Below are 24,978 nucleotides of genomic sequence, written 5' to 3' on the forward strand. Positions count from 1 at the left end.
AGACGGACCGGCGCCGGGACCGCACGCGCGACCCGGATCGATCGAGCGAAGGAACTCAGGGGGCGGGCACGCAACACAGGCATGACCCTAGAGGGCCGGTACCGCTACCGCGCCGCCTGCTGCTCGTTGATCATCGCGACGAACTCGTCGAGCACGAACGGGATCGTGAGCGGGTTCGGCATCGAGACGGCGTCGCTGACGATCGGATCCAGGGCGATCAGGCCACCGGACTTCACCACATTCAGATTCGTGAACACCGGAGTCGCTTCCAAGCCGGTACGGAACTTCTCGTAGTTGTCGAACAGCATCAGGTCGGCGTCGAGCAGGTTGTAGTTCTCGGCCGACACCTCGTAGTTGAGCTTGCCGTCGAACCTGTCCTTCAGTGCCGGCGGAGCGTCGAAGCCCAACTGGGTCAACAACTGTGCCCGGGCCGCATCCGGTGCGAACGCACGCAGCTTGCCGTCGTTGCGGGCGACGACGAGCACCGCGGTCTTGCCCCGGAACTGGGGATTCTCGTCACGCGTGCGAGCGATGAGAGCCTGGACGTCGCGCACTTCCTGCTGCGCCTGCGCCGGGAGGCCCACGGCCGCGCCGATCCGGGTGGTGACCTCTTCCCACGGCAGTACCCAGTCGGTCTGGTCCGCGGCATGCAGAACGGTGGGCGCGATCGCGCTGAGCTGCTTGTACGTGTCCTCGTCGATCGCGTTGTTCACGGCGATGATGAGGTCGGGGGCGGCCGTCACGATGGTTTCGATGTCGAACTCGGTGGTGGCGTCGGCCAGGGCCTTCGGGTCGTCACCGTGGACGCTGGGCTCGGCCCACACCCCGATACCGTCGTCCGTGGAGCCGGTCCACACCGGCACCAGCACGGGAGTCAGTCCCAGTGCGAGCAGCACGTCGGCGTCGCCGATGCCGACCGCAGCGATCCGGCGCGGAGCCTGCGTGATGGTGGTCGACCCGTACTTGTGGTCGATCGTCACCGGAAAGGCGCCCGGCTCGGCGTGGTCCGCACCGCCGCCGGCGGCCTCTCCCTGCGAGGCGTCGTTGCTGCTGCAACCCGCCACCGCCAGACCCGCGATCGTCGCGAACGTCATCGACAGCACGGTGCGTCGGCTCAGCACAGGATTCATGTCAGGGACCTTTCAGACTTTGGTTACCCTAACCATAGGCGACGGGTTTACGCCTGCGACAGACACCGCACCGGATACGGCTGCACCGAAGCCACGCGACCGCGCCGGGCCTCGCTACCTTCCACGTCCCGTAGGCGACCACCCCCGTCGCGCATCCGGCACGACGGATGTGAACGATCTGTTGTCAATACTTCATTGACAACAGATCGGACCGGGTGGACGCTCGAAGCATGACCTCCGACGCCTTCACCCCACCCAACCCGAGTCGCGAGCGAGTCCACCGCGAGTACGCCGCGCTGTTCCGCATCGCCGAACGCCACGGAGCGACGCCCGAGCAGCGGGCCCGGCAGTCGCACCCCGAGATCCTCGAGCCCCTCGGCGCCATCCGCGTCGTCGCGGCACTGGCCGGTGGCGTCCACACGCCCGAACCGGGGGAGCCCGAGATCGACGATGCCGACATCACCGCCGCGCTCGGCCTGTTCCCCAAGGCCCGCGCGGAGATGGACCAGTTGGAGGCTCTCTTTCTGGGCATCGCACGCCAACGCGGAATGACCTGGCAGGAAATCGCTTTCGGCCTCGGTCTCGGAAGCACACAGGCCGCACGCCAACGCTACGACCGGTTGGTGAAACGCATCTGACCCGGACACGCCTCGGGGCCGGAGCCGACGATCGGCTCCGGCCCCGGGGCGGAGTGGTTGTAGGTGACGATCTTGCGTACTAGATCACCAGTGCGGCGAACGCGCCCACCGCCGCGATGAGTGCGGCGAAGGCACCGATCGCCTCCGCACCCGCGACGACCTGATCGAAATCGACCGAACCGATGAGCGTACCGATCTCCTCAGAACCCATTTCGTTCCCCTTTGTCCCTGTGAAGCGGGTGCTTCGCCTTGCCGCCGTTCTCGGCGCCACTGCATGTGTAGCCGACCGGACGAGGCGATTCCAAGCGGCGAAAGCCCTGAATCGCAATCCATTACAGAATGGAAACGCCCACGCGCTCAGGCGTAAAAATCACGTCACGTGGCGTTAACACCGAGCGCCCGCACCCGCAGATCGCGGGCCAGATGATCGCGCTGTTCGATCACCAGACGGCGCAGCGCACCGGGCGCGTCCGCGTTGACGTCCAGCCAGGTGTCGACGGGGCCGAGCGCATCGGACGCCGGAAAGAGACCGAGCACGATGCGGCGGGCGATCTCGATGCTCCGCTCGGCCCACACGGCCCGGATCGCGGCGAAATAGGCGTCGTCGTACCGCGCGACGAGGTCACGGCGCTCACCGGCCCGGAAGCCGCCGATGACGGCGTCGAGGTGGTCGTTGGTCAGGGTCGTGTCCTCGAGCGCCGACGCCCACGCCCGAGCCTTGACGTCGGCGTCGGGGCGGGCCGCCAGCGCGCGCAGGCGGGCGGTCCGCCCGGACGCGGTGTCGTCGCGGTCCAGTTCACCGTCCAGATCACCCTGCCCGGCGTGCCCGGTCGCACTCAGCGCGGTCCACAGGGACCACCGCAGATCCGGGTCCAGGGCCAGGCCGTCGGGCGCCGGGCGGACCCCGTCGAGCAGCCCCCGGATGTCCGCCGCCCGCCGGCCGTCGACGACGGCCGCGGATGCGACCGCGCGCGCCCAGGCCAGCTGGGCGCCGGATCCGGATTCCGCGTTGCGCATTGCAGCCCAGCATGATTCGAGCCACAGTTCACGCCAGCCGGCCCGATCCGCGTCCGGCAGGTAGTGCCCGATCGCGAACGCGGCATTCGCGAGGACCGCGGCGAGCAGGGCCATGTTGGTCTCGGCCGGCGCGAACCCGCGCGCCATCGCCAGGTAGCGCCGGGGATCGAGTTCGCCGTCGCGGGTCGCGTTCCACAGCGCCGACCAGACGAGTCCCCGCGCCAACGGATCCACGAGGCGGTCCAGGGAGCGCTCCACCGTCGCGAGGGAACCGGCGTCGAGGCGCACCTTCGCATACGTGAGGTCGCCGTCGTTGAGCAGTCGCAGCGGCGCGGGCGCCAGGTCGAGCGGTGTCCGCTCGGCGACCACATCCAACTCCACGCGATCGCGTCGCACCAGATCGCCGGCATCGTCGAAGTCGTAGAGTCCGACGGCCAGGCGGTGCGGCCGCGGATCGGTCTGCACGATCTCGTACCCGCCGTCCCCGGACTCCAGTGTCAGCGTCGACATCCCGGTGGTCTGCAACCACGCCTGTGCCCACTCCGCGAGGTCCCGGCCCGAGGACGCCGACAACTCCGTCAGCAGGTCGGCCAGCGTCGTGTTGCCGAACGCGTGCTCACGGAAGTACCGACGGGAGCCCTCGAAGAACGCGTCCCGACCCACGTAGGCCACCAACTGCTTGAGGACGCTGGCGCCCTTGGCGTACGTGATGCCGTCGAAGTTCAGCTTCGCGGCCTCGAGATCGACGATGTCGGCCACGATGGGATGGGTGGTGGGCAGTTGGTCCTGCGAGTACGCCCACGCCTTCCGCCGGTTCGCGAACGCAACCCACGCATCGGTCCACTCGGTGGCCTCGACGCTCGCGAGAGCGCCCATGAAGTCGGCGAACGACTCCTTGAGCCACAGGTCGTCCCACCACACCATCGTCACCAGATCGCCGAACCACATGTGCGCCATCTCGTGCAGGATCGTGTTGGCGCGGCCCTCGTACTGTGCGGCCGTGGCGGCACCCCGGAAGACGTAGGCCTCCGTGAACGTGACGCAGCCCGGATTCTCCATCGCCCCCAGGTTGTATTCGGGCACGAACACCTGGTCGTACTTGCCCCACGGATACGGAAAGTCGAAGTGCTCGGCGAAGAAGTCCAGTCCCTGCTTCGTCACCTCGACGATGGTGTCGGCATCCAGATACTGCGCCAGCGACGCGCGGCACAGCACACCGAGCGGAACAGTGAGATCGTCACGTTCCCAGACGGATTCGACGCGATGGTACGGTCCCGCAACGATCGCGGTGATGTAGGTGGAGATGGGCAGCGTGGGAGAGAACTCGACGACCTGACGGGTGTCGTCGAGGCGTCGGTGCGCCGCCGGACGGTTGGACATCACCTCCCAGCCCCCGGGCGCGGTGACCACGAACGTGAACGGCGCCTTCATGTCCGGCTGCTCGAAGCAGGCGAACACCCGGCGCGCATCCGACGGCTCGTACTGCGTGTAGAGATACGTCGCACCGTCGACGGGATCGTCGAACCGGTGCAGCCCCTCCCCCGAGCGGCTGTACGCACCCACCGCGTGGATCACGACGGTGTTCGATGCGCGGAGCCCTCGCAGCGCGATACGGGCGCCGTCGAACTCGGTGTCGACGGCCTCACCGTTGACGGTCACCGAGAGGACCTCGGGACCGAGAAAGTCGAGCCAGGTCTCGGCCGTCCCGGGCGCCACGCAGTCGAACTCGACGGTCGTCGACGTCGCGAAGCCCGGCACGGAACCGTCCGGCGCCCCGGAGACGTCGAGTTCGACACGATAGGAACGGACGGTCACGGCGGCCGAACGCGCGGCGGCCTCGGCACGGGTCAGGTTCGCGGTACTCACACCCCGATCCTGCCAGCCTCGCCATCGAACGGACGCGCACCGGTGTCCGGCCTTCCCCTCTCGTGACCCGACTTCGCCCTACCGTCCCGGGTAGCATCGGGCACTGCCACCCGACATGACGGAGAAGCGCGATGAACGACGTCGTCAGAACCGAGATCGACCCGGAAACCGGTATCGGCACCATCGCCCTGGATCAGCCCGACCAACGAAATCCGCTGTCCATCAGCATGATGCGTCAGGTCACCACCGCACTGCGAGCGATGGCCGACGACGCAACCGTACGGGCGGTCGTGCTGAGCGCGACCGGCCCAGTGTTCTCGGCCGGCCACGACCTGTCCGAGATGCTCGACCGCAGCCTCGAAGGGGAGCGGGAGGTCTTCGAGGTGTGCACCGCGATGATGGACACCGTGCAGGCGATTCCGCAGCCGGTGATCGCCGCGGTGCAGGGGCCGGCGATCGCAGCCGGTTGTCAGTTGGCCGCGTCGTGCGACCTGGTGGTCGCGTCGTCGAACGCGGTATTCGGAACCCCAGGCGTGCGGATCGGGCTGTTCTGCTCCACCCCCATGGTCGCCCTCAGCCGAGCGGTCGGCCGCAAGCGGGCGATGCAGATGCTGCTCACCGGCGAGACGATCGACGCCGGCACCGCCGCCGACTGGGGCCTGGTCAACATCGTGGTCGCCGCCGACGAACTGCAGGCCCGGGCGCGGGATCTGGCCTCGAAGATCGCCGAATCCAGCCCGTTGACCCTCGCGATCGGCAAGCAGGCGTTCTACCGGCAGATCGACCTGCCCCAGGACGAGGCGTACGAACTGATGGCCGAGACTATGGCCACCAACGCGATCACCTGCGACGCGCAGGAAGGGATGAGCGCCTTCCTCGAGAAGCGAAAGCCGACGTGGAAGGGCAAATGAGACGAATTGCCACGGCTTTTCGACACGCGGGTCCCAGTTGACGCGCGCGACAGCGATTCTCGCTCTAGCCTGAAGCGCATCCGGGTTCCGTGAGAGAGAGGCACATCGATGGCATTGCCCACCTTGACCCCCGAACAGCGCGCTGCAGCACTGGAAAAGGCTGCAGCGTCCCGCAAGGCGCGGTCCGCACTGAGAGAAGATCTCAAGGCGGGCAAGCTCACCCTTGTGGAAGTTCTAGACAAGGCGGATACCGACGAACTGGTCGGTAAGACGAAGGTGCTCTACCTGCTCGAATCCCTACCCAAGGTGGGGAAGATCAAGGCCCGTGACATCGCCGAGTCCGTCGGCATCGCCGAGACGCGGCGCGTCTCCGGGCTGGGCGCACGTCAGCGCGCCGACCTTATCGCCAAGCTCAGCTGACACAGCTCTCCGCGTCGGCCCGAACCCCCACGGTGCGGGTCGACGCGGCTGTGACCGGACTCAGCGCGCCAACAGCATTCGCGCAATGGCGGCCTGTTGGTCCGCCAAGCGACATTCGCCGCCCTCGATGTCCCACAGTCCGTTCTGCAGGATTCTGCCGAGCGTCCATGCCCGCGCCCGCTCCCGATCGAGGTCGAGCACGTCGGTCATGAGGTCGAACCGCCACGCGGTCTCCGCCGGGTCGTAGCGGTTGACGAGCGCGGGCAGCAACTCGAAACCCGGGTCGCCGGCGAGCGGTTTCGGGTCGATCACGATCCACGGTTCACGCTCCGACGCGAGCACGTTGTCGTAGTGCAGATCCCAGTGCAGCAACCGGTCCCCGGGTTCGGCGACGACGTCCCGCAGCGCCCCGGCGCAATCGATCAGCAGCCTGCGGTCGTCGTCGGTCGCCAGCCGGGTCACCGCGCCGGGCACATCCTCGAGCATCGCCGCGGCCACGTCCCCGAGGCGGCGCATCCCCCCAGGGGCCGGCCGAGACGTCAGCCGGGACAACAGTTCCGCGATGATCTGCACCGCGGCCCGTGCATCCGTACTCGACAGGTGCCGAGAGAAGTCCAACCGTTCCAGGAGCATCGCGCCTGTCGCGGGATCGTGCTCCAGCAGGCGCACGGCCCCGTCGCCGTTCCACACACGCAGCGCCGCAGGCTCGCCGACACTCTCGTCGTCCACAACCTGCAACTTGAGCACCGATTCGCCGCCGTCCCGGGACCGAACCGGCAGGACCAGCGCCGTCTGCCCGTGCATCGCGGGACCGTCGGGCCGCAGCTCCCAGCGCTCGAGAAGCTCGTCCACCAACTCCGGCAGGGCCGCGACGAACGCCCGTCCGGCCGCTCCGCCGTGCTTGTTCTGCGTCGCGATCAACGCGGCGGGAATCTCGATCATCCCGACGATTCTACGAAGAGCACGAACCGACCGGTCCCGGCCCGAGCTCAGTGCAGGCGGTTCGCCCAGTCCTCCGGTACCCGCTCACGCGGGCCCGGAACCGTCTGGTCGGTCGGATGACTGTGCGGCGGAGCCAGTTCCGGCCCCTCGGCGAGGACCTGCGTCCGGTAGTCCCAGAACCACTCCTCACCGGGCTCGAAGCTCTGGATGATCGGGTGTCCGGACACCGCCGCGTGCGCGCTCGCATGTTGGGCGGGCGAGGAGTCGCAGCAGCCGACGTGTCCACAGGCGGCACATCGGCGCAGGTGGAACCACCAACCGCCCGACGCGTCGCACTCGGCGCAGCCCGGTCCGCTCGGTGTCGCGCCGGGATCGATCTCCGCGGTCTCGCTCATCTGTGGTGCCTCCTCGGACGGCCGGGTGACGGTGTGTGCTCGACGTGGGCACCATTGTTCGCTGGACCCCCACCTCACGTCGAGTGGATCGGGCCTCGGGTTTGCTCGCACGGGACGGGGCGGTCGGGCTACGGTGCAATACAGAGGTGGTTCACCAGTCCCAGCATCGGGAGGACCCATGAACCTCGAACGCCCCACCGGTTCCGCGCCGATTCCCGGCCCCGAACCCGAGCACGTCGACGTCCTCATCGTCGGTGCCGGGCTGTCCGGAATCGGCGTCGCCTGCCGGCTCCGCAGGACGTGTCCGGGACGGACCTTCGCGATCTTCGAGGCCCGGGCCGTCTCCGGAGGCACGTGGGACCTGTTCCGATACCCGGGTGTCCGGTCCGACTCCGACGTCCAGACCTACGGATACGACTTCAAGCCGTGGAAGGGCCGCCAGGCGCTCGCACCCGCGGCCGACATCCTCGGCTACATCCGCGACACCGCCCTCGAGTACGACGTCGAATCCCGTATCCGGTACCACCACAAGGTGATCCGTGCCGACTGGTCGTCGGCGGACGCCCGCTGGACGGTGACCGCCCGGCACGGCGACACCGACGAGACCGTGACGGTCACGACCGACTGGTTGTTCTGCGCGAGTGGCTACTACAACTACGACAAGGGCTACACACCGCAGTTTCCCGGCGCCGAGCGCTTCGGCGGCCGGATCGTGCATCCCCAGGCGTGGCCCGAGGACCTCGACTACACCGGCAAGCGGGTGGTGGTGATCGGCTCCGGCGCCACCGCGGTGACGCTGATCCCGGCGATGGCCGATGCCACCGAGCACGTCACCATGCTGCAGCGCTCACCGTCCTACGTTCTCCCGCTGCCCGCGACGGACCCGCTCTCGGACCTGTTCCGTCGGGTGCTCGGAGACCAGCGCGGCTACCGACTGGCCCGCAAGAAGAACACCATGCTGAACTTCCTGGTGTACCGGCTGGCTCGACGCTTCCCCAAACAGGCGCGGGCGGTCATCCGCCGGCTCAACATCCGTCTCCTACCGTCCGGTTTCGATGTCGACACCCACTTCAACCCCGCCTACGACCCGTGGATCCAGCGACTGTGCATCGTCCCGGGCGGCGACCTGTTCAAGACGATCTCCAGGGGCAAGGCATCGGTGGTCACCGACAGGATCGAGACATTCGACGAGGACGGCATCCTGCTGACGTCCGGGAAGCACATCGATGCGGACATCATCATCACCGCAACCGGACTCGACCTGCTCTTCATCGGCGGCATCGAACTCCGCATCGACGGCGACCCGATCGACGTCACGAAGCGGCTCACGTTCAAGGGCACGATGCTCTCCGACGTCCCGAACTTCTCGTTCGCCTTCGGCTACCTCAACGGGCCGTGGACGCTCAAGGTCGATCTGATCTCGGACCACCTGTGTCGGGTACTGGACGAGATGGATCGGCGAGACGCCCCCATCGTCTTCGCGCACAAGGCCGGATCGGGCACCGAGACCGCGCCGCAGTTCGACTTCACGTCCGGATACCTCCAACGAGGTTTGGATCGGCTCCCCCAGACCGGCACCGAGGAACCCTGGAACCTACCGATGGACTACTACAAGGACGTCGTCGCATTGCGGGACGCCCCGGTCGACGACGGCACCCTGACGTTCGCGAGGCGGATCGAGCCGACGCCGGCCCGGCCGGACGACGATCTCGTCAGCCCCGACTGACCCGCCCGCTCAGTTGCTACTGCTACTGCTGCTGGTGTTCGACGGCATCCGCGCCTGAAGCCAGTCCACCAGGTCTGTGGCGCTGCGGGTCTGCATCCACACCCGCCCCGGCCCGGTGAACTCGGTGACGATGCCCTCGCCACCGAGAATCATCGACTTCCACCCGCCCGCCTTGCGGATGCGGTACTGGACCGTCTCGTCGAAGGCGACGACGTGGCCGGAATCGAGCGTCATCGTCTCGCCCGCCGCGAGGGTCACCGACCGGATGGCACCGTAGCTGGACAGCAGGATCTCGCCGTTTCCACTGCACCGCAACAGAACCAACCCGGCACCGCTGAAGAATCCCTTGCTGCCACCCCACTTGGAGTCGACGTCGACGGTCGCGTCGGATGCCAGCCAGCAACCGGACTGGACGAGCAGCGCCGTCCCCTCGTCGATGGTGGTTTCGACCAGATCGCCCGGGAGCGCGCCGGCGACGCCCACCACACCTCCGCTCTCGCTGCCGAAGTCGTTGACGAAGAAGCTCGAGCCGCCCAGCGAACGACGAAGGCCCTTCAGGAAGCCGCCGCGCGTCGAGGTGGTGATGGAAATGTCCCCTCGCATCATCGCCATCGCTCCGGCCTCGACGCGGACCGATCCCCCGGCGGGGACACTGATTTCGGCGAATGCGAACGCGGGTCCGCAACTGATCTCGGTCTTCATGACGTCCCTCTCGACGGGTGTGAAGCTCGCATTCCGGGCAGTGCCGTCACAGTACCGGGATCCGACGGCCCGACACCGGATTCGACACGGGGCGGCGCATCCGGCGCGGTACCGTCGAACGTGTGCACCGCCTGAAGGAATTCGCCCTCCTGGCGGTCACCCTGAGCGCGCTGATCGCAGGTGTGACCGCCTGGCTGCTCGGCGCCGACGGCATCGCCGACGCCTGCTGGATCGCCGGGACGGTCGTAGCGATCGCACCCGCCGTCTGGTGGGTGATCCAGGCGCTCCGGCGGGGGCGGATGGGTGTGGACCTGCTCGCGGTGCTGTCCCTGGTCGGCACGCTGGCCGTCGGCGAGTACCTTGCCGGGGCGCTGATCGGCGTCATGCTGGCCACGGGGCAGGCCCTCGACGCCGCCGCCGAACGCCGCGCCACGAAGGATCTGCGTTCACTGCTCGAGCACGCGCCCCGCACCGCCCGCCGCCGGAGCGGCGACACCGTCGCGGTGGTTCCACTCGAGGATGTCGGTGCGGGTGATGCGCTGGTGTTGGGCCCGGGCGAGGTGGTGCCGGTGGACGGCTGGATCACCTCCGCGTCGGCGGTGCTCGACGAGTCGGTCCTGACCGGCGAACCGCTGACCGTGCACCGGCGGCGAGGTGAGGCCGTGCGGAGCGGAATCGTCAACGCCGGATCGGCTTTCGAGATGCAGGCGCGGACCACTGCCGAGCAGAGCACCTACGCCGGAATCGTCCGGCTCGCCCGCGACGCCGCCGCCGAGAGCGCCCCCGTCGTGCGGGTGGCCGACCGCGTCGCCGCCTGGTTCCTACCGCTCGCGCTCGCAATCGCCGGTGCCGCATGGCTGTTCAGCGGCTCGGCCACCCGCGCCGTCGCGGTGCTGGTGGTCGCGACACCGTGCCCACTGCTGCTGGCCGCACCCGTCGCGATCGTCTCGGGACTGTCCCGGGCGTCCCGCCGGGGAGTCGTGATCCGCAGCGGCGGCGCCCTCGAAAACCTCGGACATGCAACCACATTGGTGTTGGACAAGACGGGGACCCTGACCACCGGTCGCCCCACCGGCACCGACGTGCTCACCGCGCCCGGAGGCGACTCCGCGGATGTCCTGCGACTGGCCGCGTCCGCCGACCAACTGTCGCCGCACGTGCTGGCCGCCGCCATCGTGCAGGAAGCGAGGATGCGCGGGCTCACGCTGACGTTGCCCACCGACGTGACGGAGGAGGCCGGGACCGGGGTGAGCGCGACCGTCGACGGACGCCGCGTCACCGTCGGCACCCTCACACTGCCCGACGACGCCCCGGCGTGGGCCCGGGCCGCCCACAGTCGCGCCGTGCTCGACGGCGCCGCGGTCGCGTGGGTCACCGTCGACGGCGAGCTCGCGGGCGCCATCCTGCTGGTGGATCCCGTGCGACGGGACGCGTCCCGCACCCTGCGGCGCCTCCGCTCGGCCGGACTGAACCGGCTCGTCATGCTCACCGGAGACCGGCGCGAACCCGCGGAGGAGATCGGCTCGGTCCTGGGCCTGGACGCCGTGCACGCCGAGCAGACCCCCGCCGACAAGGTGGCCGGGGTCCGGGCGGAGCGGGAGTCGGCGGTCACCGTCATGGTCGGCGACGGCGTCAACGACGCCCCGGCGCTCGCGGCCGCCACCGTCGGTGTCGCGATGGGTGCGCGGGGGTCGACGGCGACGTCGGAGGCCGCGGACGTCGTGCTTACCACCGATCGACTCGACCACCTGGCCGACGCGATGGCCATCGCCCGTCGCTCCCGACGTATCGCCGTGCAGAGCGCGACCGTGGGGATGGGACTGTCGTTGGTGGCCATGGGATTCGCGGCGTTCGGGTTCCTTCCGCCGGCGGCCGGCGCGCTGCTGCAGGAGGGCATCGACGTGGCGGTGATCCTCAACGCGCTGCGCGCGCTGCGTGGTGACCGGAACCAGGACATCCCCCTGCCCGACGACACCGAGGCGATGCTGCACCGGTTCTCGGGCGAACACGACGAACTGCGTGACCAACTGGCCATCCTGCGGGACACGGCGCAACTGCTCGTCGACGGAGATCTCGCGGCCGCGCACCCCGCCCTGCGGCGCGTGGACACCTTCCTGTTCGACACGCTCCTGCCGCACGAACAGGCGGAGGACCGCGAACTGTACCCGGCACTCGCCACCCCGCTGGGCACCGCGGAGGCGACCGCGACGATGAGCCGCATGCACGCCGAGATCGACCGGCTCGCGCGACGCCTGCGCACCCACCTCACCAGCGCCGACGCGTCCGGCGGGATCGATCCCGATCAGGTCGACGACCTCCTCGCCTGCCTGTACGGTCTGCACGCACTGCTCCGGCTGCACTTCGTGCAGGAGGAGGAGAACTACTTCACCCTCGCGCCCGACTCGGAGTCCGCCGCCCCCGACACCCCGGACCACTGAACGATGCCCCGCCGACCGCGGAGCCGGTTCCGGGGCAGTCCCCGTCGGGGGCCCACCCGCCACGGGGCAAATCCCCCTACGCCGTCGCACGAACCGGCACTACCGTTCGAGTTGTCGCTCGGCTGGCCCGGGCGGTGACCGTGGTCCCCCGGACCCCCGACCTGGTGGGCCACGGCCGGGCGGTGGCGTCGGATCCATCCCGACGCCGCCGTCCGGGCCCGAATCCGGGTCGATCACCGTCACGAACGCCACCGTCACGCATCACGGATCACGCGGTTCCGAAAAAAGTCTTTCACTCAGTGAAAGCCCCGCCGTGGTCCGCATCGACGCCCGGCACCGTGGAGGGCATCCATGTGCTGTGACTGCGAGGAGCGACCGTGACGAGTCTGTTGAACAAGCCGGTGTGGGAATCCCGAATCTTCACCGGCGATTGGGTCGCCGGCGGCGGCGAGGACCGTGTCGTGGTCGAACCCGCGACCGGCAAGCAACTCACCACCGTCGGAACCGCCACCCCCGACGACGTCGCGGCGGCCGCCACCGGCGCCGCTGCCGCACAGAAGGCGTGGGCCGCGCGTCCCTACACCGAACGCGCGGCCGTTCTCCGTCGAGCCGGGCAACTGTTCGAGCAGTACGCCGACGAGATCGGTGAGTGGATCGTCCGCGAGGGCGGCAGCATCCGTGCGAAGGCCGAGACCGAGACGCACACCGCGGCCGAGGAGTGCTACAACGCGGCGGCCCTCGCGGCACACCCCGTCGGCGAGGTGCTGCGCTCCGAGCAGCCGCGACTGAGCTTCTCCCGCCGCGTCCCGGTGGGCACCGTCGGCGTCATCGCCCCGTTCAACTTCCCGCTCATCCTGTCGATCCGTGCCGTCGCGCCGGCGCTCGCGCTGGGCAACGCGGTGATCGTCAAGCCGGACCCGCGCACCGCGATCTGCGGCGGCGTCGTCCTGGCCCGGATCTTCGAGGAGGCCGGGCTCCCGGCCGGCGTCCTCAGCGTGCTGCCCGGCGGCGCGGACGCCGGCGAGGCCGTGGTGGTCCACCCCAGCGTGCGCGTCATCGCGTTCACCGGCTCGACGCGGGCCGGCCGCGCGGTCGGCGAACTCGCGGGCCGCCACCTCAAGCGCGCCCATCTGGAACTCGGCGGCAACAACGCCCTCATCGTCATGGACGACGTGGACCTGGAGAAGGCCGTCTCGGTGGGCGCGTTCGGCTCGTACATGCACCAGGGACAGATCTGCATGGCCACGGGCCGCCAGCTGGTGCACGAGAGCATCGTCGGCGACTACACCGCGCTGCTCGCCGAACACGCCGAGCGGCTGCCGGTCGGGGATCCGTTCACCGACCAGGTGGCGATGGGGCCGATCATCGATGCGCGGCAAAGGGATCAGATCCACGCACTGGTGTCGGACAGCATCGCCGCCGGTGCCCGACTGGCCGCCGGCGGAACCTACGAGGACCTCTTCTACCGTCCGACGGTCCTCGCCGACACCCCGCTGACGGCACCCGCCTTCGTCGACGAGGTCTTCGGACCCGTTGCCCCCGTCACCTCCTTCGCGTCCGTCGAGGAGGCCGTGCAGATCGCGAACAACTCGGAATACGCACTGTCCCTGGGAATCCTGACCGGTGATGCGATGAAGGGCCTCGAGATCGCCCAGCAGATCCCGACCGGCCTGGTCCACATCAACGATCAGACGGTCGGTGACGAGGCCGTCGTCCCGTTCGGCGGACTCGGCGCCTCCGGCAACGGTGGGCGTGTCGGCGGGATCGGCGCCAACCTCGACGCGTTCACCGAGACGCAGTGGGTGACCGCGCAGAGCGCCCTGCCGATCTACCCCTTCTGATCCGCCTGAACCACCTGAACCACCTGAACCACGCAGCAACCCCAGGAGCACAACATGGTCCACACAGCTCGTGCCGCCGTCGTCGACGGCATCGGTGAGCCCTTCACGATCGCCGACGTCACCCTCGATACGCCCCGGGCCGACGAGGTCCTGGTCCGGATCGTCGCAGCCGGGGTCTGCGGCACCGACCTGGGCGTCCAGGCCGGCCACATCCCCTTCCCACTGCCCGGCGTGCTGGGGCACGAGGGTGCCGGCATCGTCGAAGAGGTCGGCAGCGCGGTCACCAGCGTGAAGCCGGGAGACAAGGTGCTGCTGTCGTTCACCAGCTGCGGCGAATGCCGCAACTGCCGCACCGCGCACCCCGCCTACTGCCAGGAGTTCCTGCCGCGCAACCTCATCGGTGGACGGCGCGCCGACGGCAGCACCACCGTCCGGCGCGGCGACCAGGAGATCAGCGGGCACTTCTTCGCCCAATCCTCCTTCGCCACATATGCGTTGGCGGACGAGCGCGGCGTCACCAAGGTGTCCGACTCGGCGGACCTGGGACTGCTGGCCCCGCTGGGCTGCGGAATCCAGACCGGCGCAGGCGCCGTCCTCAACATCCTCACCCCGGAACCCGGCTCCACCCTCGCCGTCTTCGGGGTGGGCGCGGTGGGCATGGCCGCCGTCATGGCCGCAGCCCTCACCGGCGCCGAGCGGATCGTCGCCGTCGACATCGTGCCGTCACGGCTCGACCTGGCCCAGGCGCTGGGGGCGACGGACGTGATCAACTCGCAGGAGGTGGATGCGGCCGCCGAACTCGACCGGATCAGCGCCGGACTGGGCATCGACTACGCCATCGAAGCCACCGGCAACGTCCGGGTGCTCGAGACCGCGATCAACTGCCTGGCACCGCTGGGAACCGTGGCGGCCATCGGCGCCCCTGCCGCCGGCGCGTCGGTGCCCGTCGACGTCAACTACCTGCTGAACGGCCGCCGTTTCATCGGCGTCACCGAGGGCGATTCGGTGCCGCAGGTGTTTCTCCCCGCCCTGGTGAAGCTGATCGAGCAGGGCCGCTTCCCGTTGGAGAAACTCGTCGAGTACTACCGGTTCGAGGACATCAACGACGCCGCGCAGGGCATCAAGGACGGCAGCGTACTCAAGCCGGTGCTGCTGTTCGGCTGAGCGTGTGACGGGCGTGTCTGCCCGGGAATACGAGGGCCCCTCGAGAGGATGACCTCGGGGCGGACGGCAGTGGGTCGCGGCCGGGCACGCGGAGGACGGAATATGCGACGCATCGTCGGACGATTCATCGGCTGGTCGGCGGCCCTGATCGCGCTGGCCGTCGCGATCGTGCTGGGGTCCGCGGGATGGGTCGCCGCCACCGCCGCCGGACACATGTACGACGTCCGGGACGCGCCGGACGCCCCCGTCGTGATCGTGCTCGGCTCCCAGGTCCGGGACGGGAAGCCGATGAAGTTCCTCGCCGGAAGACTCGATGCCGCAGTGCAACTGGTCGCGGACGGCCGGGCCCGCGCGGTGCTGGTGTCCGGCGACGCGAACGGCCGATCCGGCAACGAGATCGCGGCGATGACCGAGTATCTCGTGGCCGCCGGCGTCGATCCCGAACGGATCGTGGGCGACGACTACGGCCTCGACACGTACGACACCTGCGCGCGGGCGGTGCAGACGTACGGGGTGACGAAGGCACTCGTCGTCAGCCAGGGTCTGCACGTGTCCCGCGCGGTGGCACTGTGCCGCGACGCCGGAATCGACGTCGACGGTGTGGACGCGGAATGCGAATGCAACCGGCTCGCCGTCGCGCGGAACTATGCACGCGAATGGCTGGCCCGCCCCAAGGCGGTGCTCGATCTGCTGTCCGGGCGGGAGCCCGCCGTCGTGTCGCCGCCGGACGGTTCACTGACCACCGCCGCAAGTCACTGAACCACCCGGACGGCCGCACCGCCCGATGAGCGGTGCGGCCATCGCCCTACCTCGCGGGAGCGGGCGCCGGGGTGGTCGTCGTCGGCTTGGCCGTCGTCGTGGTGGTGGTGCTCGGTGTCGTGACCGCAGCCGTCTCCGTCGGAGCGAGTGACGGTGCCGGCGGCGTCGTGGCGACCGTGGGTGCGGACGTCACGGCCGGCGTCGTGGCGGGAACCGCGGTGCCCGTGGCAGCCGGGGCCGCGGACTCGGCGGGAGCCGTCGACGCCGTCGGGGACGCGGTCGGAGTCTGCGGCACAACCGAACCCGTCGGCTCGGCCGACGACTCCGTGCTGCCGGCCACCAACTCGGTCAGCGCCTCGGACAGTTCGGTCTCGGTCGGCTTCGCGGCCGGATCGACCGGCTTTCCTTGCTGCGCCTGCTTGGCCAGATACGTCAGCCACGCGGCGGCGTACTCGGCGGACGTCAGCGGCTTCCCGTTCGCGGTGTCGGCGTCGCGCCAGTAGTCGAAGTGGTGTCCGATGTCCGGTCCGAGGGTCGTCTGGTACGGATCACTCAGGATCACCGGGATGGTGTTCTGGTTCGTCACGATCAGTCCGACGATCTCCTTGAACACCTTCTGCGGCAGGTACGCCAGCGGCGACATCTCGTCGGTGGAGATCGAACTCACGTCCTTCACCGGCAGCGTCGTCTCACCCGGGACGTAGTCGGGATCGGAGACCTTCAGCAGCACATCCAGGAAGGTCTCGTCGCTCTGCATCCAGTCGGGCTGCGACCGGACGGCGAGGAAGGCGTCGTATCCGATGCGGCCCAGGACAACTGCGATGTCCTGGCCGGTGGCCGGGGTGAGACCCTCACCTTCGAGCCGGTCGACGTCGATCTGCCGGCCCACGTTGACGACCAGCTGCAGCAGCGAGATGTTCTGGGGTGCAGCACAAGTGAAGTCACCGTCGGAGCAGAAGGACGCGACCTTTCCGCCCAGCGCACCGAAGTCGTCGCCGCCGGTGTTCGGGAGGATGCCCTGGCCGGGCACCGGCGTCTTGCCGTTCTGGTACTTCGTGTCGAAGTTGTCCGGATTGCCGAACGGGTCGGTCGCGCCGGGGAACGGACCCGACGCCCCCGCACGCCCGGCGTCGGCGAAGATGACGACGCCCACGACATTGTCCGGATCGACAATCGGGTACCCCTGCGCGGCCTCGGGATCCTGGTGCCCGATGTTCATCGCGACACGGCGAGCGACATCGGCGCCCTCGCTGTATCCGACGATCGAGAACTTGGTGTCCGGGCACGACAGGCGGATGGCCTTCATCACCGATTCGGTGTTCGCGACACCCGTCGCGACGGCGTCGTCGTAGCTGGCCATGTTCGCGGGGTAGGCAATGTACAGCGCGGCGTACGCATCGGGGCCCACGATGCCGTTCGGGGCGTTGATGACCTGATCGATCCGTCCGCTGCTGTAGTCGTCCGACAGGGCCGCGGGCAGCGCGTTCCCGTTCTCGTCGACCAACATCTTCGTGGTGCCCGCCACCGGGGTGTCGCTGCGGCCGGCGATCGAGACGGTCACCATCTCACGGCACTCCGTCGTCGACGCCGTGAGCTGGGTGTCCACCGTGCTGGGCGGCGGGGACGACAACGCCCACCCGACGGCGACGACGACCGCCACACCCAACGCTGCCGGCGTCGTCACCCGCACCGCCAACCGATGTCGCGCGAAGAATCCGCGAATTGTCATGTCCACTCCCCAATCCCGACCTTGCGAGGACGCATAGAGGTCGACCCCCCGAACAGCGCGTCACGTCATCACAAACGTCGGCATCCGCACCGGTGGCGTTACATCGCCCGGCCGCCGACACGCGGGCCATCCGGTCAACGGGAGTGGACCTACTGCGATTCGGCCGCTTGACTACCTTTGTCTCGATCGTCTCTGCAACGAGCCGAGGCGACGTCCGGGGAGGGACACAGCCATGGCAGACACAACCGAGGAACCGAGTACCGATCGAGTGTTCCCGGGAGGGCGCCCGACGACGGTCGTCCTCGCGCTTCTCGCTACCGCAGCGGCTGTGCTGCTGTTCACCCTGGTCGACCCGTGGTCACCGCGTGTCGGCATGTTGGTCGGCGGCGCCGACCTGGACGTCTACCGTGACGGCGCCCGGCACGTCATGGAGGACCTGCCGCTCTACACCGAACCGGTGATCCACGGTCTGCTCTACACGTACACGCCGTTCTCGACGCTGATGTTCCTCCCGTTCGGACTGCTGCCCGGCGGGATCGACAAGTACCTGTGGATGGGATTCAACCTGGTCCTGCTGGTGGCGATCGTCGCGCTGTGCTGGCGGATGCTCGGGTACCTCGTCTCCCGCCGCGTCGTGGTGGTCTCGGTGCTGCTGGCGGTGGCGTGCACGTTCCTCGAACCGGTCCGCACCACCCTGTTCTACGGGCAGATCAACCTGGTCCTGATGGCACTGGTGCTGTGGGACGTCTCCCGCGCCGACGGCAGCAGGATCAAGGGCGTCGGCGTCGGCATCGCCGCCGGGATCAAACTGACACCGGCCTACTTCGTCCTTTACTACCTGGTGCTGCGGAAGTGGCGGGCCGCCGCCGTCGCGGCGGCCGCCTTCGTCGCGACCATCGTCGGCAGTTGGCTGGTGCTTCCGCAGGATTCCCGGCAGTACTGGACCGAGACGTTCTTCGACTCCACCCGCATCGCGGACGACTCCCACCCCGCGAACCAGTCGTTGCGCGGGGCGCTCACCCGACTGGCCGGGGAGCCCGTGCCCACATGGGTGTGGCTGCTGGTCGCGGCCGCCGTCGTCGCCGTCAGCATGTGGGTGGTGGTCCGGCTCCACCGCGGCGGGGAGCGTCTCCTCGCCGTCACCGTCGCCGGGCTCACCGCCGCCGTCGTCTCCCCGTTCACCTGGAGCCACCACTGGGTGTGGTTCGTGCCGCTCGCGGTCTACCTCGTCCACCGCGCCCTGACGAACACCTGGTGGTGGGCGGGCGTGGTCGCACTGTTCGGCATCGCCGGATCCTGGGCCTACCGGTTCCCCGACGACACCATCGTCGTCGGGCTGTACCTGTTCCCGCCCCACTGGGTCGCGTGGGACATCGTCGTGAACATGTACGTGCTGCTGTACACGGCAGTCCTGATCGGTGCGGGCGTCGTCGCGTTCCGCGCCGGCACCCCGACCCCACCGCACCGCACACTTCCCGACGACGTGGCGCCGGACATCGAAGCCACCCCGGCCGACCCCGATCGGGTCTTCTAGGCTCGCGGCCGCCCCTCAGCCGTCGGGAAGCGCAGCAGCCCTGTCCAGCAGTACCTTCCGCTCGCGCTCGTTGCCGGTCAACTCGGCGGCCGCCTCGAACTCGTTGCGGGCCTCCCGGTTCCGTCCGAGCCGGGCGAGGAGTTCACCACGAGTCGCGGGTAGCAGCCGATAGCCCGCGAGGCGACCACCGTCGACGAGGCCGTCGACGATCCGCAGTGCGGCGTCGGGTCCCGAAGCCATCGCGACCGCCGCCGCGCGGTTGAGATCGACCACCGGTGACGGCGCCAGCCGGCCCAGAGCCTCGTAGAGGAGAACGATCCGGTCCCAGTCGGTTTCGTCGACGGACGGCGCGACCGCATGGCACTCCGCGATCGCCGCCTGCAACGCGTAGGCGCCGCGACCGCGGCCGATCGCGTCGGCCCTGGCGAGCGCGGCACGTCCCCGGGTGATGGCGCCGCGGTCCCACCGAAGACGATCCTGGTCGGCGAGCAGCACCGGGTCACCGTTCGCGTCGAGCCGCGCCGGGAACCGGGCGGCCGTCAACTCCATGAGCGCCACCAGGCCGTGCACGTCCGGTTCCTCCGGCAGGAGTTCGGCGAGAACACGTCCGAGCCGGACGGCCTCGCGGCTGAGCTCCGGACGCATCCACTCATCTCCAGCGCTGGACGCGTGCCCCTCGTTGAACACGAGATACAGCACGCCGAGGACCGCGCCCAGTCGCTCACCGAACTCGGACCGCGGCGGCACCTCGAACGGCACCTTCGCGGCGGCGAGGGTCTTCTTCGCACGTACGATCCGCTGCTGCACAGCGGCGGTCGACGCGAGGAACGCGCGCGCGATCTCCTCGCTCGACAGCCCGCCGACGACCTTGAGGGTCAAGGCGACCTGAGCCTCCCGCGACAGCACCGGATGGCACGACACGAACACCAGCCGGAGCACGTCGTCGTCGATCCGGTCCGGATCCCACGGCAGCTCGTCCGACGCGGCAGCCGCCTCCGCGGTCTCGAGGTCGCGTGCAATGGCGGCAACGCGCTGGTCGTAGCGTTCCTGCCGACGCCAGCCGTCGATCGCCTTGCGTTTCGCGACGGCGGTGAGCCACGCCCCCGGGTTCGCCGGGACACCGCTCTGCGGCCACTGCGCGATCGCATCGACGAGCGCCTCCTGAGCGAGATCCTCCGCCAGTCCGAAATCGCCCACAGTTCGGATGAGCGTGGCGACGATGCGGGCCGACTCGATGCGCCACACGGCCGCGACGGAGCGCCGCACGGACTCGATCGGGTCCGGCCGGTGCTCCGTCGGCATTGGCGGCATTGGCGGCATGCGGCTACGCGTTGCGGTTCTCGAGCTCCTCGCGCCAGCCCTCTTCCTTCTGGATCCACTCGTTGTCCTGCGGGAAGTCCTCAGGTCCGGTCACCCGGCGCACCTCGATCTTCGCGCCCGGACCCAGCGGCACCCGCTTGGCCCACTCCGCAGCCTCCTCCTTGGACGCGACCTCGAGGATCCAGAATCCGTTGAACAGCTCCTTGGTCTCCCCGTACGGCCCGTCGGTGACGAGCGGGGTGTCGCCGGAGAAGTCCACGACGAACCCCTCCTCCGCGTCGGACAGCCCCTCGCCCGCCAACAGCACGCCCGCCTTCATCAGCGCCTCGTTGAACTTGCCCATCTGCTCGATGACCTGCTCGAACGGGACGTCCTTGTAAGCCTCGACGGCCTCGTCGGTGGCGCGCATGATCAGCATGTACTTCATCTGTTCGCTCCTTCGTCGGGGGTCGCGATTCGACCCTCTCATCCAGGACGTCGAACGGGAAGACGCCGGATCGACACAGCCCGAGAATTTGTTCTTCGGCGGCCGGGCCGACGAGCGAAACCGCGAAGGGCCTCGCGAGCCGCCACACGGTCGCGGACTCACATCACGGCGGGCACGGCCGATCGACTCGCGCGGCGCAGCGCGGTGAGGTACTCCCCCTCGATCGTCTCGACGATTGTGCTCACCGGTTCGATTGCTCGGATGGGCGCAAGTCCCTGTCCGGCCGCCCAGACGTCCTTCCACCGCTTCATCGATTCCGCACCGGCGGTGTAGTTCTTGTCCCCGCTCGGAGGCGTGAGATTCTCGGGATCGAGCCCGCAAGCCACGAGGCTGGGCTTGAGCCAGGAGGCCGGGGTGCCGGTGATCGCGGAACTGACCAGCAGATCGTCTACCCCGTGATCGACGACCATCTGCTTGTACCCGTCCACCGCCATGGATTCCGACGCCGCCAGGAACCGGGTACCCATGTAGACCAGGTCGGCGCCGGCGGTGACCGCACCTGCGACACCGTGGCCGTCACTGATGCCGCCACCGATGATGATCATCCCGTCGAAGAACTCACGCACGGCAGAGGTGAACGCGAAGGGCGACAGGTGGCCCGTGTGTCCGCCGGCGCCCGCAGACACACATGCCATGCCGTCCACACCCGCGTCCGCTGCCTTGTGCGCAAGACGTAGGTTGACGACGTCGGCGATCACCGTGCCGCCGTATCCCTTGACGATGTCCATCACGGGCTTCGGGGACCCGAGGGCCGTAATGACGATCTGCGGCTTGTATTCGGCGATGAGACGCAGGTCGTCCGTGAGCCGGGCGTTACTGCTGTGCGTGATCACGTTCGCCGCCCACGGGGCGACCGGGCGGGAGCCGGCAGCCTCGGCCGCACGTAGGTGATCCGTGATCGATCCCATCCAGGTGTCGAGATCCGCTGCGGTACGGCAGTTCTGCGTCGGGAAGGAGCCGACGATACCTGCGGTGCAGGCGGCCGTGACGAGTTCCGGGCCGGAGACCAGGAACATCGGTGCCGCGACGACGGGCAACCGCAGGGCGGTCGGAAATGAGGCGGTCATGGAGTCCTCTTTCGGGATGTATCGGTGTAAGTGTGTGTGGGAGTTCACGACGAGGCTCGAACGAGACCGTCGAGCAACTCGGCTGCAGCAGCCCGATCGACCTTCCCCAGCGCCGTCAACGGAAGACGGTCGACGCGATGCGCAGCCTTGGGGCGCTTGTAGTCGGGCAACCGCGTGCGACTCTCCGCCAGCACGACGGCGTCGGCGACGCCTGTGTCCGCAGCCGAGGTGTACGCGGCGACGATACGTTGCCCCCATACCTCGTCGGGCAGTCCGACGACGACGACATCGTCGACACCGGGGATTGCAGAGATCGCCTCCTCCACCTCACGTGGATAGACGTTGTAACCGCCGGTGATGATCATGTCCTTGCTGCGACCGGTCAGGTGGATGTAGCCGTCGGGGTCCCGGTAGCCGAGGTCACCCGAGAACAAGTGGCCGTCCACGTGACTCTTACCCAGATCTGTTCGCGTACAAGCATTGTGATAGCCAGGGCTGACCGCGGGACCGGTGATCACGAGTTCGCCGATCTCCCCCTCGGGAACGGCCTCACCGAGAGCACGGAAACCGAAGGCCGCCTCCGGACAGACGCGCCCGACCGAGCCGAGCAGGTCGGCCTTCTCGAGCACACCACGGCGGTGGTCCGCCACGGTCAGCACGGTCAGAGGCGGGATCGCCTCGACCATTCCGTAGTACTGCACGAGGTTGGGCGTGATGCGGTGGTACGCCTGCCGGACATGCTCGACCGGCATCGGTGCACCCGCATACGCGAGCATGCGCATTCGCCGCATCACCGACAGTCGGGCGTCGTCGAAGTCGAGCAGTCGCGCGATGACCGTGGGCACCAGTGCCGTGTGGGTCACGGCGTGCGCCTCGACGGCGTCGACGAGACCCGCCGGGCCGATGTGTTCCAGCAGCACCTGCCGCCCGCCCGCCTCGAGAAAGGGCAGTACGAACAGGCCGCTGGTGTGAATGACTGGCCCGGCGTGCAGGAACACCGGCGGCTCGGCGCCGTCGAGAGTACCTGCGAGCACGTGGTCCCGCATCGCGCTCAGCGAGGCCAGCCGGTTCGCATGGGTTCGCTGGGCACCCTTCGGGACTCCCGTGGTACCGGACGAATAGTGCAGCGCGCACAGCGAATCCGGGTCGGGTGTGGGAATTTCGGCGCCCCGCACGGTACCGGCCGCCAACTCGTCCACCGACGGACCGGTCGACGATGCCCCGCCGACGGCGACCACGGTCGGCATGCTGGTCGCAGTGGCGAACTCGGCTGCACCCGCGAGCCGTAGATCGACGATCAGTGCCGCCGGTTCACAGTCCTGAACGACACGCTCCCAGTCCATCCTGCCCACGCGCGGATTGAGCGAGACCCGAACGAATCCGCCGATCGCGAGCCCGAGATCGACCTCGACCGCAGCGGTGGAATTGCCGAGCAGGACCACGACGCGACTCCCGGCCGCGACGCCGAGATCGCGCAGGCCACCGGCCAGCGCATGCACCCGATCGGACAGTTCCGTGAACGTTCGAGTCCCGCAGCTGTCCTCGAGTGCGATCGCCGACCCGTATCGATCTGCCGCGGTGCGAACCACGTCGGCTATCGACATGAGACTCCCTCCATTCGCTACAGTTATTGAAGTAGACAACGGCGGGCGGATTTCCGCAAGGGACCGCACCCCGACGCACAGGAGGAGCCCATGACCCGACGCCCGTCCCCACCCGAGGGCCACATCCCGTGGGTGATCGACGCGGTCCGGACCCCGTTCGGCGCGGCCCGGGGAGCTCTCTCACACGTCCGGGCGGACGACCTGGCCGCGATTCCGATCGCCGACCTGGTCGGTAGGCATCCCACGCTCGATCCCGGCCGAATCGACGACGTCGTATGGGGAAATGCCAACGGTGCGGGCGAGGACAACCGCAACGTGGCCCGGATGGCGTTGCTGCTCGCGGGGCTTCCGCACACGATTCCGGGTGTGTCGGTCAACCGGCTGTGCGGCTCCGGCGCCGAAGCGGTGCTGTCCGCGGCCAGGCGCGTCGCCGTGGGTGACGCCGAGATCGCGATCGCCGGCGGCTCGGAGAGCATGAGCCGCGCCCCGTACGTGCTTCCGCCGGTGGACACCGCGTTTCCCCGGGCGATGGAGCTGCTTCCCACCACCGTCGGGTGGCGCATGGCGAATCCCAGATTCCCCGCAGCCTGGGTCGAGACGCTCGGCAGGTCGGCAGAGTTGGTAGCGCAGCAGCTGGGCGTCGGCCGGGCCGAGCAGGACGAATGGGCACTCCGGTCCCATGAACTGGCGGGCCGGGCGTGGGCGGACGGCATCCACGACGGCTTCGTCGTGCCGCACCCGGACCTCGACCGCGACGAACCGATCCGCGAGACCGACATCGCGACACTGTCCGCGCTGCGGCCGGCCTTTTCCGGTGGTGGCAGTGTCACCGCAGGGAACTCGTCCCCGATCAGCGACGGGGCAGTCGCGGCGTTGGTGGGCACCGGGGCCGTCGCCGACGAACTCGGTGTCGAGCCGCTCGGCCGGGTACTGACCTCGGCGGTCGTCGGCACGGAGCCTGACCAGTTCGCGCTGGCACCCGTCGCGGCGATCACGAAGGCCCTCGACCGCGCGGGTCTCGGACTCGCAGATGTTCGAGTCCTCGAACTCAACGAGGCGTTCGCCGCGGTAGTCCTGTCCTGCCTGCGTGAACTTCCCGGGATCCCGATGGATCGGGTCAATCCCTTCGGCGGCGCCATCGCACTGGGTCACCCTCTCGGAGCATCAGCCGCCCGGATGGTGATCGACTGCCTGCGTCATCTCCGCCGACTCGGCGGGGGAATCGGGGTCGCGGCCGCATGCATCGGCGTGGGCCAGGGCATCGCTATTGTGTTGGAGGCCTGACAAG

21 protein-coding genes are annotated in these 24,978 nt (G+C 68.9%); 10 read left to right on the forward strand and 11 right to left on the reverse strand.

Translation table 11 applies throughout. The features are described 5' to 3' along the window. Positions 1-104 precede the first annotated feature (104 nt). Positions 105-1,130: an iron-siderophore ABC transporter substrate-binding protein gene (locus IJ15_RS0102655; RefSeq protein ID WP_031936794.1), complete on the reverse strand. Its 1,026-nt coding sequence runs from the start codon at positions 1,128-1,130 to the stop codon at positions 105-107. Between the two features lie 230 nt (positions 1,131-1,360). On the opposite strand from IJ15_RS0102655, the gene IJ15_RS0102660 reads away from it, so the two are divergent. Further along, positions 1,361-1,768, forward strand: a complete 408-nt coding sequence (locus IJ15_RS0102660) for a hypothetical protein (RefSeq protein WP_031936795.1) — start codon at positions 1,361-1,363, stop codon at positions 1,766-1,768. A gap of 79 nt (positions 1,769-1,847) precedes the next feature. On the opposite strand, the gene IJ15_RS26895 is transcribed toward IJ15_RS0102660, so the two are convergent. Together IJ15_RS26895 and pepN are read right to left on the reverse strand one after the other, a co-directional pair. Then, complete coding sequence (locus IJ15_RS26895; RefSeq protein ID WP_269321465.1) at positions 1,848-1,979, reverse strand: hypothetical protein; 132 nt, start codon at positions 1,977-1,979, stop codon at positions 1,848-1,850. A 164-nt stretch (positions 1,980-2,143) separates the two neighbouring features. Further along, positions 2,144-4,651: an aminopeptidase N gene (gene pepN, locus IJ15_RS0102670; RefSeq protein WP_031936796.1), complete on the reverse strand. Its 2,508-nt coding sequence runs from the start codon at positions 4,649-4,651 to the stop codon at positions 2,144-2,146. A 131-nt stretch (positions 4,652-4,782) separates the two neighbouring features. On the opposite strand from pepN, the gene IJ15_RS0102675 reads away from it, so the two are divergent. Both IJ15_RS0102675 and mihF read left to right on the forward strand, forming a co-directional pair. Next, positions 4,783-5,562, forward strand: coding sequence for an enoyl-CoA hydratase (locus tag IJ15_RS0102675; RefSeq protein ID WP_031936797.1), 780 nt, complete (start codon positions 4,783-4,785; stop codon positions 5,560-5,562). Between the two features lie 108 nt (positions 5,563-5,670). Further along, a complete protein-coding gene (gene mihF, locus IJ15_RS0102680) occupies positions 5,671-5,982 on the forward strand; it encodes an integration host factor, actinobacterial type (protein WP_031936798.1) in 312 nt (103 codons plus the stop codon). A 60-nt stretch (positions 5,983-6,042) separates the two neighbouring features. Here mihF and IJ15_RS0102685 read toward each other — a convergent pair whose 3' ends face one another. Continuing rightward, complete coding sequence (locus IJ15_RS0102685) at positions 6,043-6,924, reverse strand: aminoglycoside phosphotransferase family protein (RefSeq protein ID WP_031936799.1); 882 nt, start codon at positions 6,922-6,924, stop codon at positions 6,043-6,045. 47 nt (positions 6,925-6,971) lie between these two features. Next, entirely contained in the window at positions 6,972-7,319 is a 348-nt protein-coding gene (locus IJ15_RS0102690) for a UBP-type zinc finger domain-containing protein (protein WP_031936800.1), read from the reverse strand. Between the two features lie 178 nt (positions 7,320-7,497). Between IJ15_RS0102690 and IJ15_RS0102695 the strand changes: the two genes are divergently transcribed. Then, positions 7,498-9,045, forward strand: a complete 1,548-nt coding sequence (locus IJ15_RS0102695; protein ID WP_051918453.1) for a flavin-containing monooxygenase — start codon at positions 7,498-7,500, stop codon at positions 9,043-9,045. A gap of 9 nt (positions 9,046-9,054) precedes the next feature. Here IJ15_RS0102695 and IJ15_RS0102700 read toward each other — a convergent pair whose 3' ends face one another. After that, positions 9,055-9,747, reverse strand: a complete 693-nt coding sequence (locus tag IJ15_RS0102700) for a TIGR00266 family protein (protein WP_031936802.1) — start codon at positions 9,745-9,747, stop codon at positions 9,055-9,057. Positions 9,748-9,869: 122 nt separating this feature from the next. On the opposite strand from IJ15_RS0102700, the gene IJ15_RS0102705 reads away from it, so the two are divergent. From IJ15_RS0102705 to IJ15_RS0102720, 4 genes are all read left to right on the forward strand, one after another. Continuing rightward, on the forward strand, positions 9,870-12,185 hold the full coding sequence (locus IJ15_RS0102705) for a heavy metal translocating P-type ATPase (protein ID WP_231569397.1): 2,316 nt from the start codon (positions 9,870-9,872) through the stop codon (positions 12,183-12,185). Between the two features lie 377 nt (positions 12,186-12,562). Continuing rightward, complete coding sequence (locus tag IJ15_RS0102710) at positions 12,563-14,026, forward strand: aldehyde dehydrogenase family protein (RefSeq protein ID WP_031936804.1); 1,464 nt, start codon at positions 12,563-12,565, stop codon at positions 14,024-14,026. Positions 14,027-14,080: 54 nt separating this feature from the next. After that, the gene (locus IJ15_RS0102715) at positions 14,081-15,190 is read left to right on the forward strand and encodes an NAD(P)-dependent alcohol dehydrogenase (RefSeq protein ID WP_031936805.1); all 1,110 of its coding nucleotides are present in this window, start codon (positions 14,081-14,083) and stop codon (positions 15,188-15,190) included. A gap of 102 nt (positions 15,191-15,292) precedes the next feature. Then, a complete protein-coding gene (locus tag IJ15_RS0102720) occupies positions 15,293-15,949 on the forward strand; it encodes a SanA/YdcF family protein (protein WP_051918454.1) in 657 nt (218 codons plus the stop codon). Positions 15,950-15,995: 46 nt separating this feature from the next. Here IJ15_RS0102720 and IJ15_RS0102725 read toward each other — a convergent pair whose 3' ends face one another. Then, the gene (locus IJ15_RS0102725; RefSeq protein WP_031936807.1) at positions 15,996-17,678 is read right to left on the reverse strand and encodes a cutinase family protein; all 1,683 of its coding nucleotides are present in this window, start codon (positions 17,676-17,678) and stop codon (positions 15,996-15,998) included. Positions 17,679-17,910: 232 nt separating this feature from the next. Between IJ15_RS0102725 and IJ15_RS0102730 the strand changes: the two genes are divergently transcribed. Further along, positions 17,911-19,212: a glycosyltransferase 87 family protein gene (locus IJ15_RS0102730; protein WP_081880542.1), complete on the forward strand. Its 1,302-nt coding sequence runs from the start codon at positions 17,911-17,913 to the stop codon at positions 19,210-19,212. 15 nt (positions 19,213-19,227) lie between these two features. Here the strand turns inward: IJ15_RS0102730 and IJ15_RS0102735 are convergent, their stop codons facing one another. The 4 genes from IJ15_RS0102735 to IJ15_RS0102750 form a co-directional block, all read right to left on the reverse strand. Continuing rightward, a complete protein-coding gene (locus IJ15_RS0102735) occupies positions 19,228-20,523 on the reverse strand; it encodes an RNA polymerase sigma factor (protein WP_031936809.1) in 1,296 nt (431 codons plus the stop codon). A gap of 13 nt (positions 20,524-20,536) precedes the next feature. Continuing rightward, on the reverse strand, positions 20,537-20,959 hold the full coding sequence (locus IJ15_RS0102740; protein ID WP_031936810.1) for a YciI family protein: 423 nt from the start codon (positions 20,957-20,959) through the stop codon (positions 20,537-20,539). 158 nt (positions 20,960-21,117) lie between these two features. Beyond that, complete coding sequence (locus IJ15_RS0102745; RefSeq protein ID WP_031936811.1) at positions 21,118-22,086, reverse strand: NAD(P)H-dependent flavin oxidoreductase; 969 nt, start codon at positions 22,084-22,086, stop codon at positions 21,118-21,120. A gap of 44 nt (positions 22,087-22,130) precedes the next feature. Continuing rightward, positions 22,131-23,690 (reverse strand): class I adenylate-forming enzyme family protein, encoded by a 1,560-nt coding sequence (locus IJ15_RS0102750; RefSeq protein ID WP_081880543.1) that lies wholly within the window; start codon positions 23,688-23,690, stop codon positions 22,131-22,133. Between the two features lie 90 nt (positions 23,691-23,780). Between IJ15_RS0102750 and IJ15_RS0102755 the strand changes: the two genes are divergently transcribed. Next, positions 23,781-24,974: a thiolase family protein gene (locus IJ15_RS0102755; RefSeq protein WP_051918456.1), complete on the forward strand. Its 1,194-nt coding sequence runs from the start codon at positions 23,781-23,783 to the stop codon at positions 24,972-24,974. The last annotated feature ends 4 nt before the right edge of the window (positions 24,975-24,978 follow it).

Source organism: Prescottella defluvii (assembly GCF_000738775.1).
In the GTDB taxonomy this organism is placed as follows: domain Bacteria; phylum Actinomycetota; class Actinomycetes; order Mycobacteriales; family Mycobacteriaceae; genus Prescottella; species Prescottella defluvii.

What these genes read in the sequence shown, in the direction of transcription:
- IJ15_RS0102725 (WP_031936807.1), bottom strand. Translation starts at nt 17,678, where the DNA reads ATGACAATTCGCGGATTCTTCGCGCGACATCGGTTGGCGGTGCGGGTG.
- IJ15_RS0102685 (WP_031936799.1), bottom strand. Translation starts at nt 6,924, where the DNA reads ATGATCGAGATTCCCGCCGCGTTGATCGCGACGCAGAACAAGCACGGC.
- IJ15_RS0102740 (WP_031936810.1), bottom strand. Translation starts at nt 20,959, where the DNA reads ATGAAGTACATGCTGATCATGCGCGCCACCGACGAGGCCGTCGAGGCT.
- IJ15_RS0102720 (WP_051918454.1), top strand. Translation starts at nt 15,293, where the DNA reads ATGCGACGCATCGTCGGACGATTCATCGGCTGGTCGGCGGCCCTGATC.
- IJ15_RS0102755 (WP_051918456.1), top strand. Translation starts at nt 23,781, where the DNA reads ATGACCCGACGCCCGTCCCCACCCGAGGGCCACATCCCGTGGGTGATC.
- IJ15_RS0102695 (WP_051918453.1), top strand. Translation starts at nt 7,498, where the DNA reads ATGAACCTCGAACGCCCCACCGGTTCCGCGCCGATTCCCGGCCCCGAA.
- IJ15_RS0102730 (WP_081880542.1), top strand. Translation starts at nt 17,911, where the DNA reads ATGGCAGACACAACCGAGGAACCGAGTACCGATCGAGTGTTCCCGGGA.
- IJ15_RS0102690 (WP_031936800.1), bottom strand. Translation starts at nt 7,319, where the DNA reads ATGAGCGAGACCGCGGAGATCGATCCCGGCGCGACACCGAGCGGACCG.
- mihF (WP_031936798.1), top strand. Translation starts at nt 5,671, where the DNA reads ATGGCATTGCCCACCTTGACCCCCGAACAGCGCGCTGCAGCACTGGAA.
- IJ15_RS0102675 (WP_031936797.1), top strand. Translation starts at nt 4,783, where the DNA reads ATGAACGACGTCGTCAGAACCGAGATCGACCCGGAAACCGGTATCGGC.
- IJ15_RS26895 (WP_269321465.1), bottom strand. Translation starts at nt 1,979, where the DNA reads ATGGGTTCTGAGGAGATCGGTACGCTCATCGGTTCGGTCGATTTCGAT.
- IJ15_RS0102660 (WP_031936795.1), top strand. Translation starts at nt 1,361, where the DNA reads ATGACCTCCGACGCCTTCACCCCACCCAACCCGAGTCGCGAGCGAGTC.
- IJ15_RS0102750 (WP_081880543.1), bottom strand. Translation starts at nt 23,690, where the DNA reads ATGTCGATAGCCGACGTGGTTCGCACCGCGGCAGATCGATACGGGTCG.
- IJ15_RS0102735 (WP_031936809.1), bottom strand. Translation starts at nt 20,523, where the DNA reads ATGCCGCCAATGCCGACGGAGCACCGGCCGGACCCGATCGAGTCCGTG.
- IJ15_RS0102700 (WP_031936802.1), bottom strand. Translation starts at nt 9,747, where the DNA reads ATGAAGACCGAGATCAGTTGCGGACCCGCGTTCGCATTCGCCGAAATC.
- IJ15_RS0102745 (WP_031936811.1), bottom strand. Translation starts at nt 22,086, where the DNA reads ATGACCGCCTCATTTCCGACCGCCCTGCGGTTGCCCGTCGTCGCGGCA.
- IJ15_RS0102655 (WP_031936794.1), bottom strand. Translation starts at nt 1,130, where the DNA reads ATGAATCCTGTGCTGAGCCGACGCACCGTGCTGTCGATGACGTTCGCG.
- IJ15_RS0102715 (WP_031936805.1), top strand. Translation starts at nt 14,081, where the DNA reads ATGGTCCACACAGCTCGTGCCGCCGTCGTCGACGGCATCGGTGAGCCC.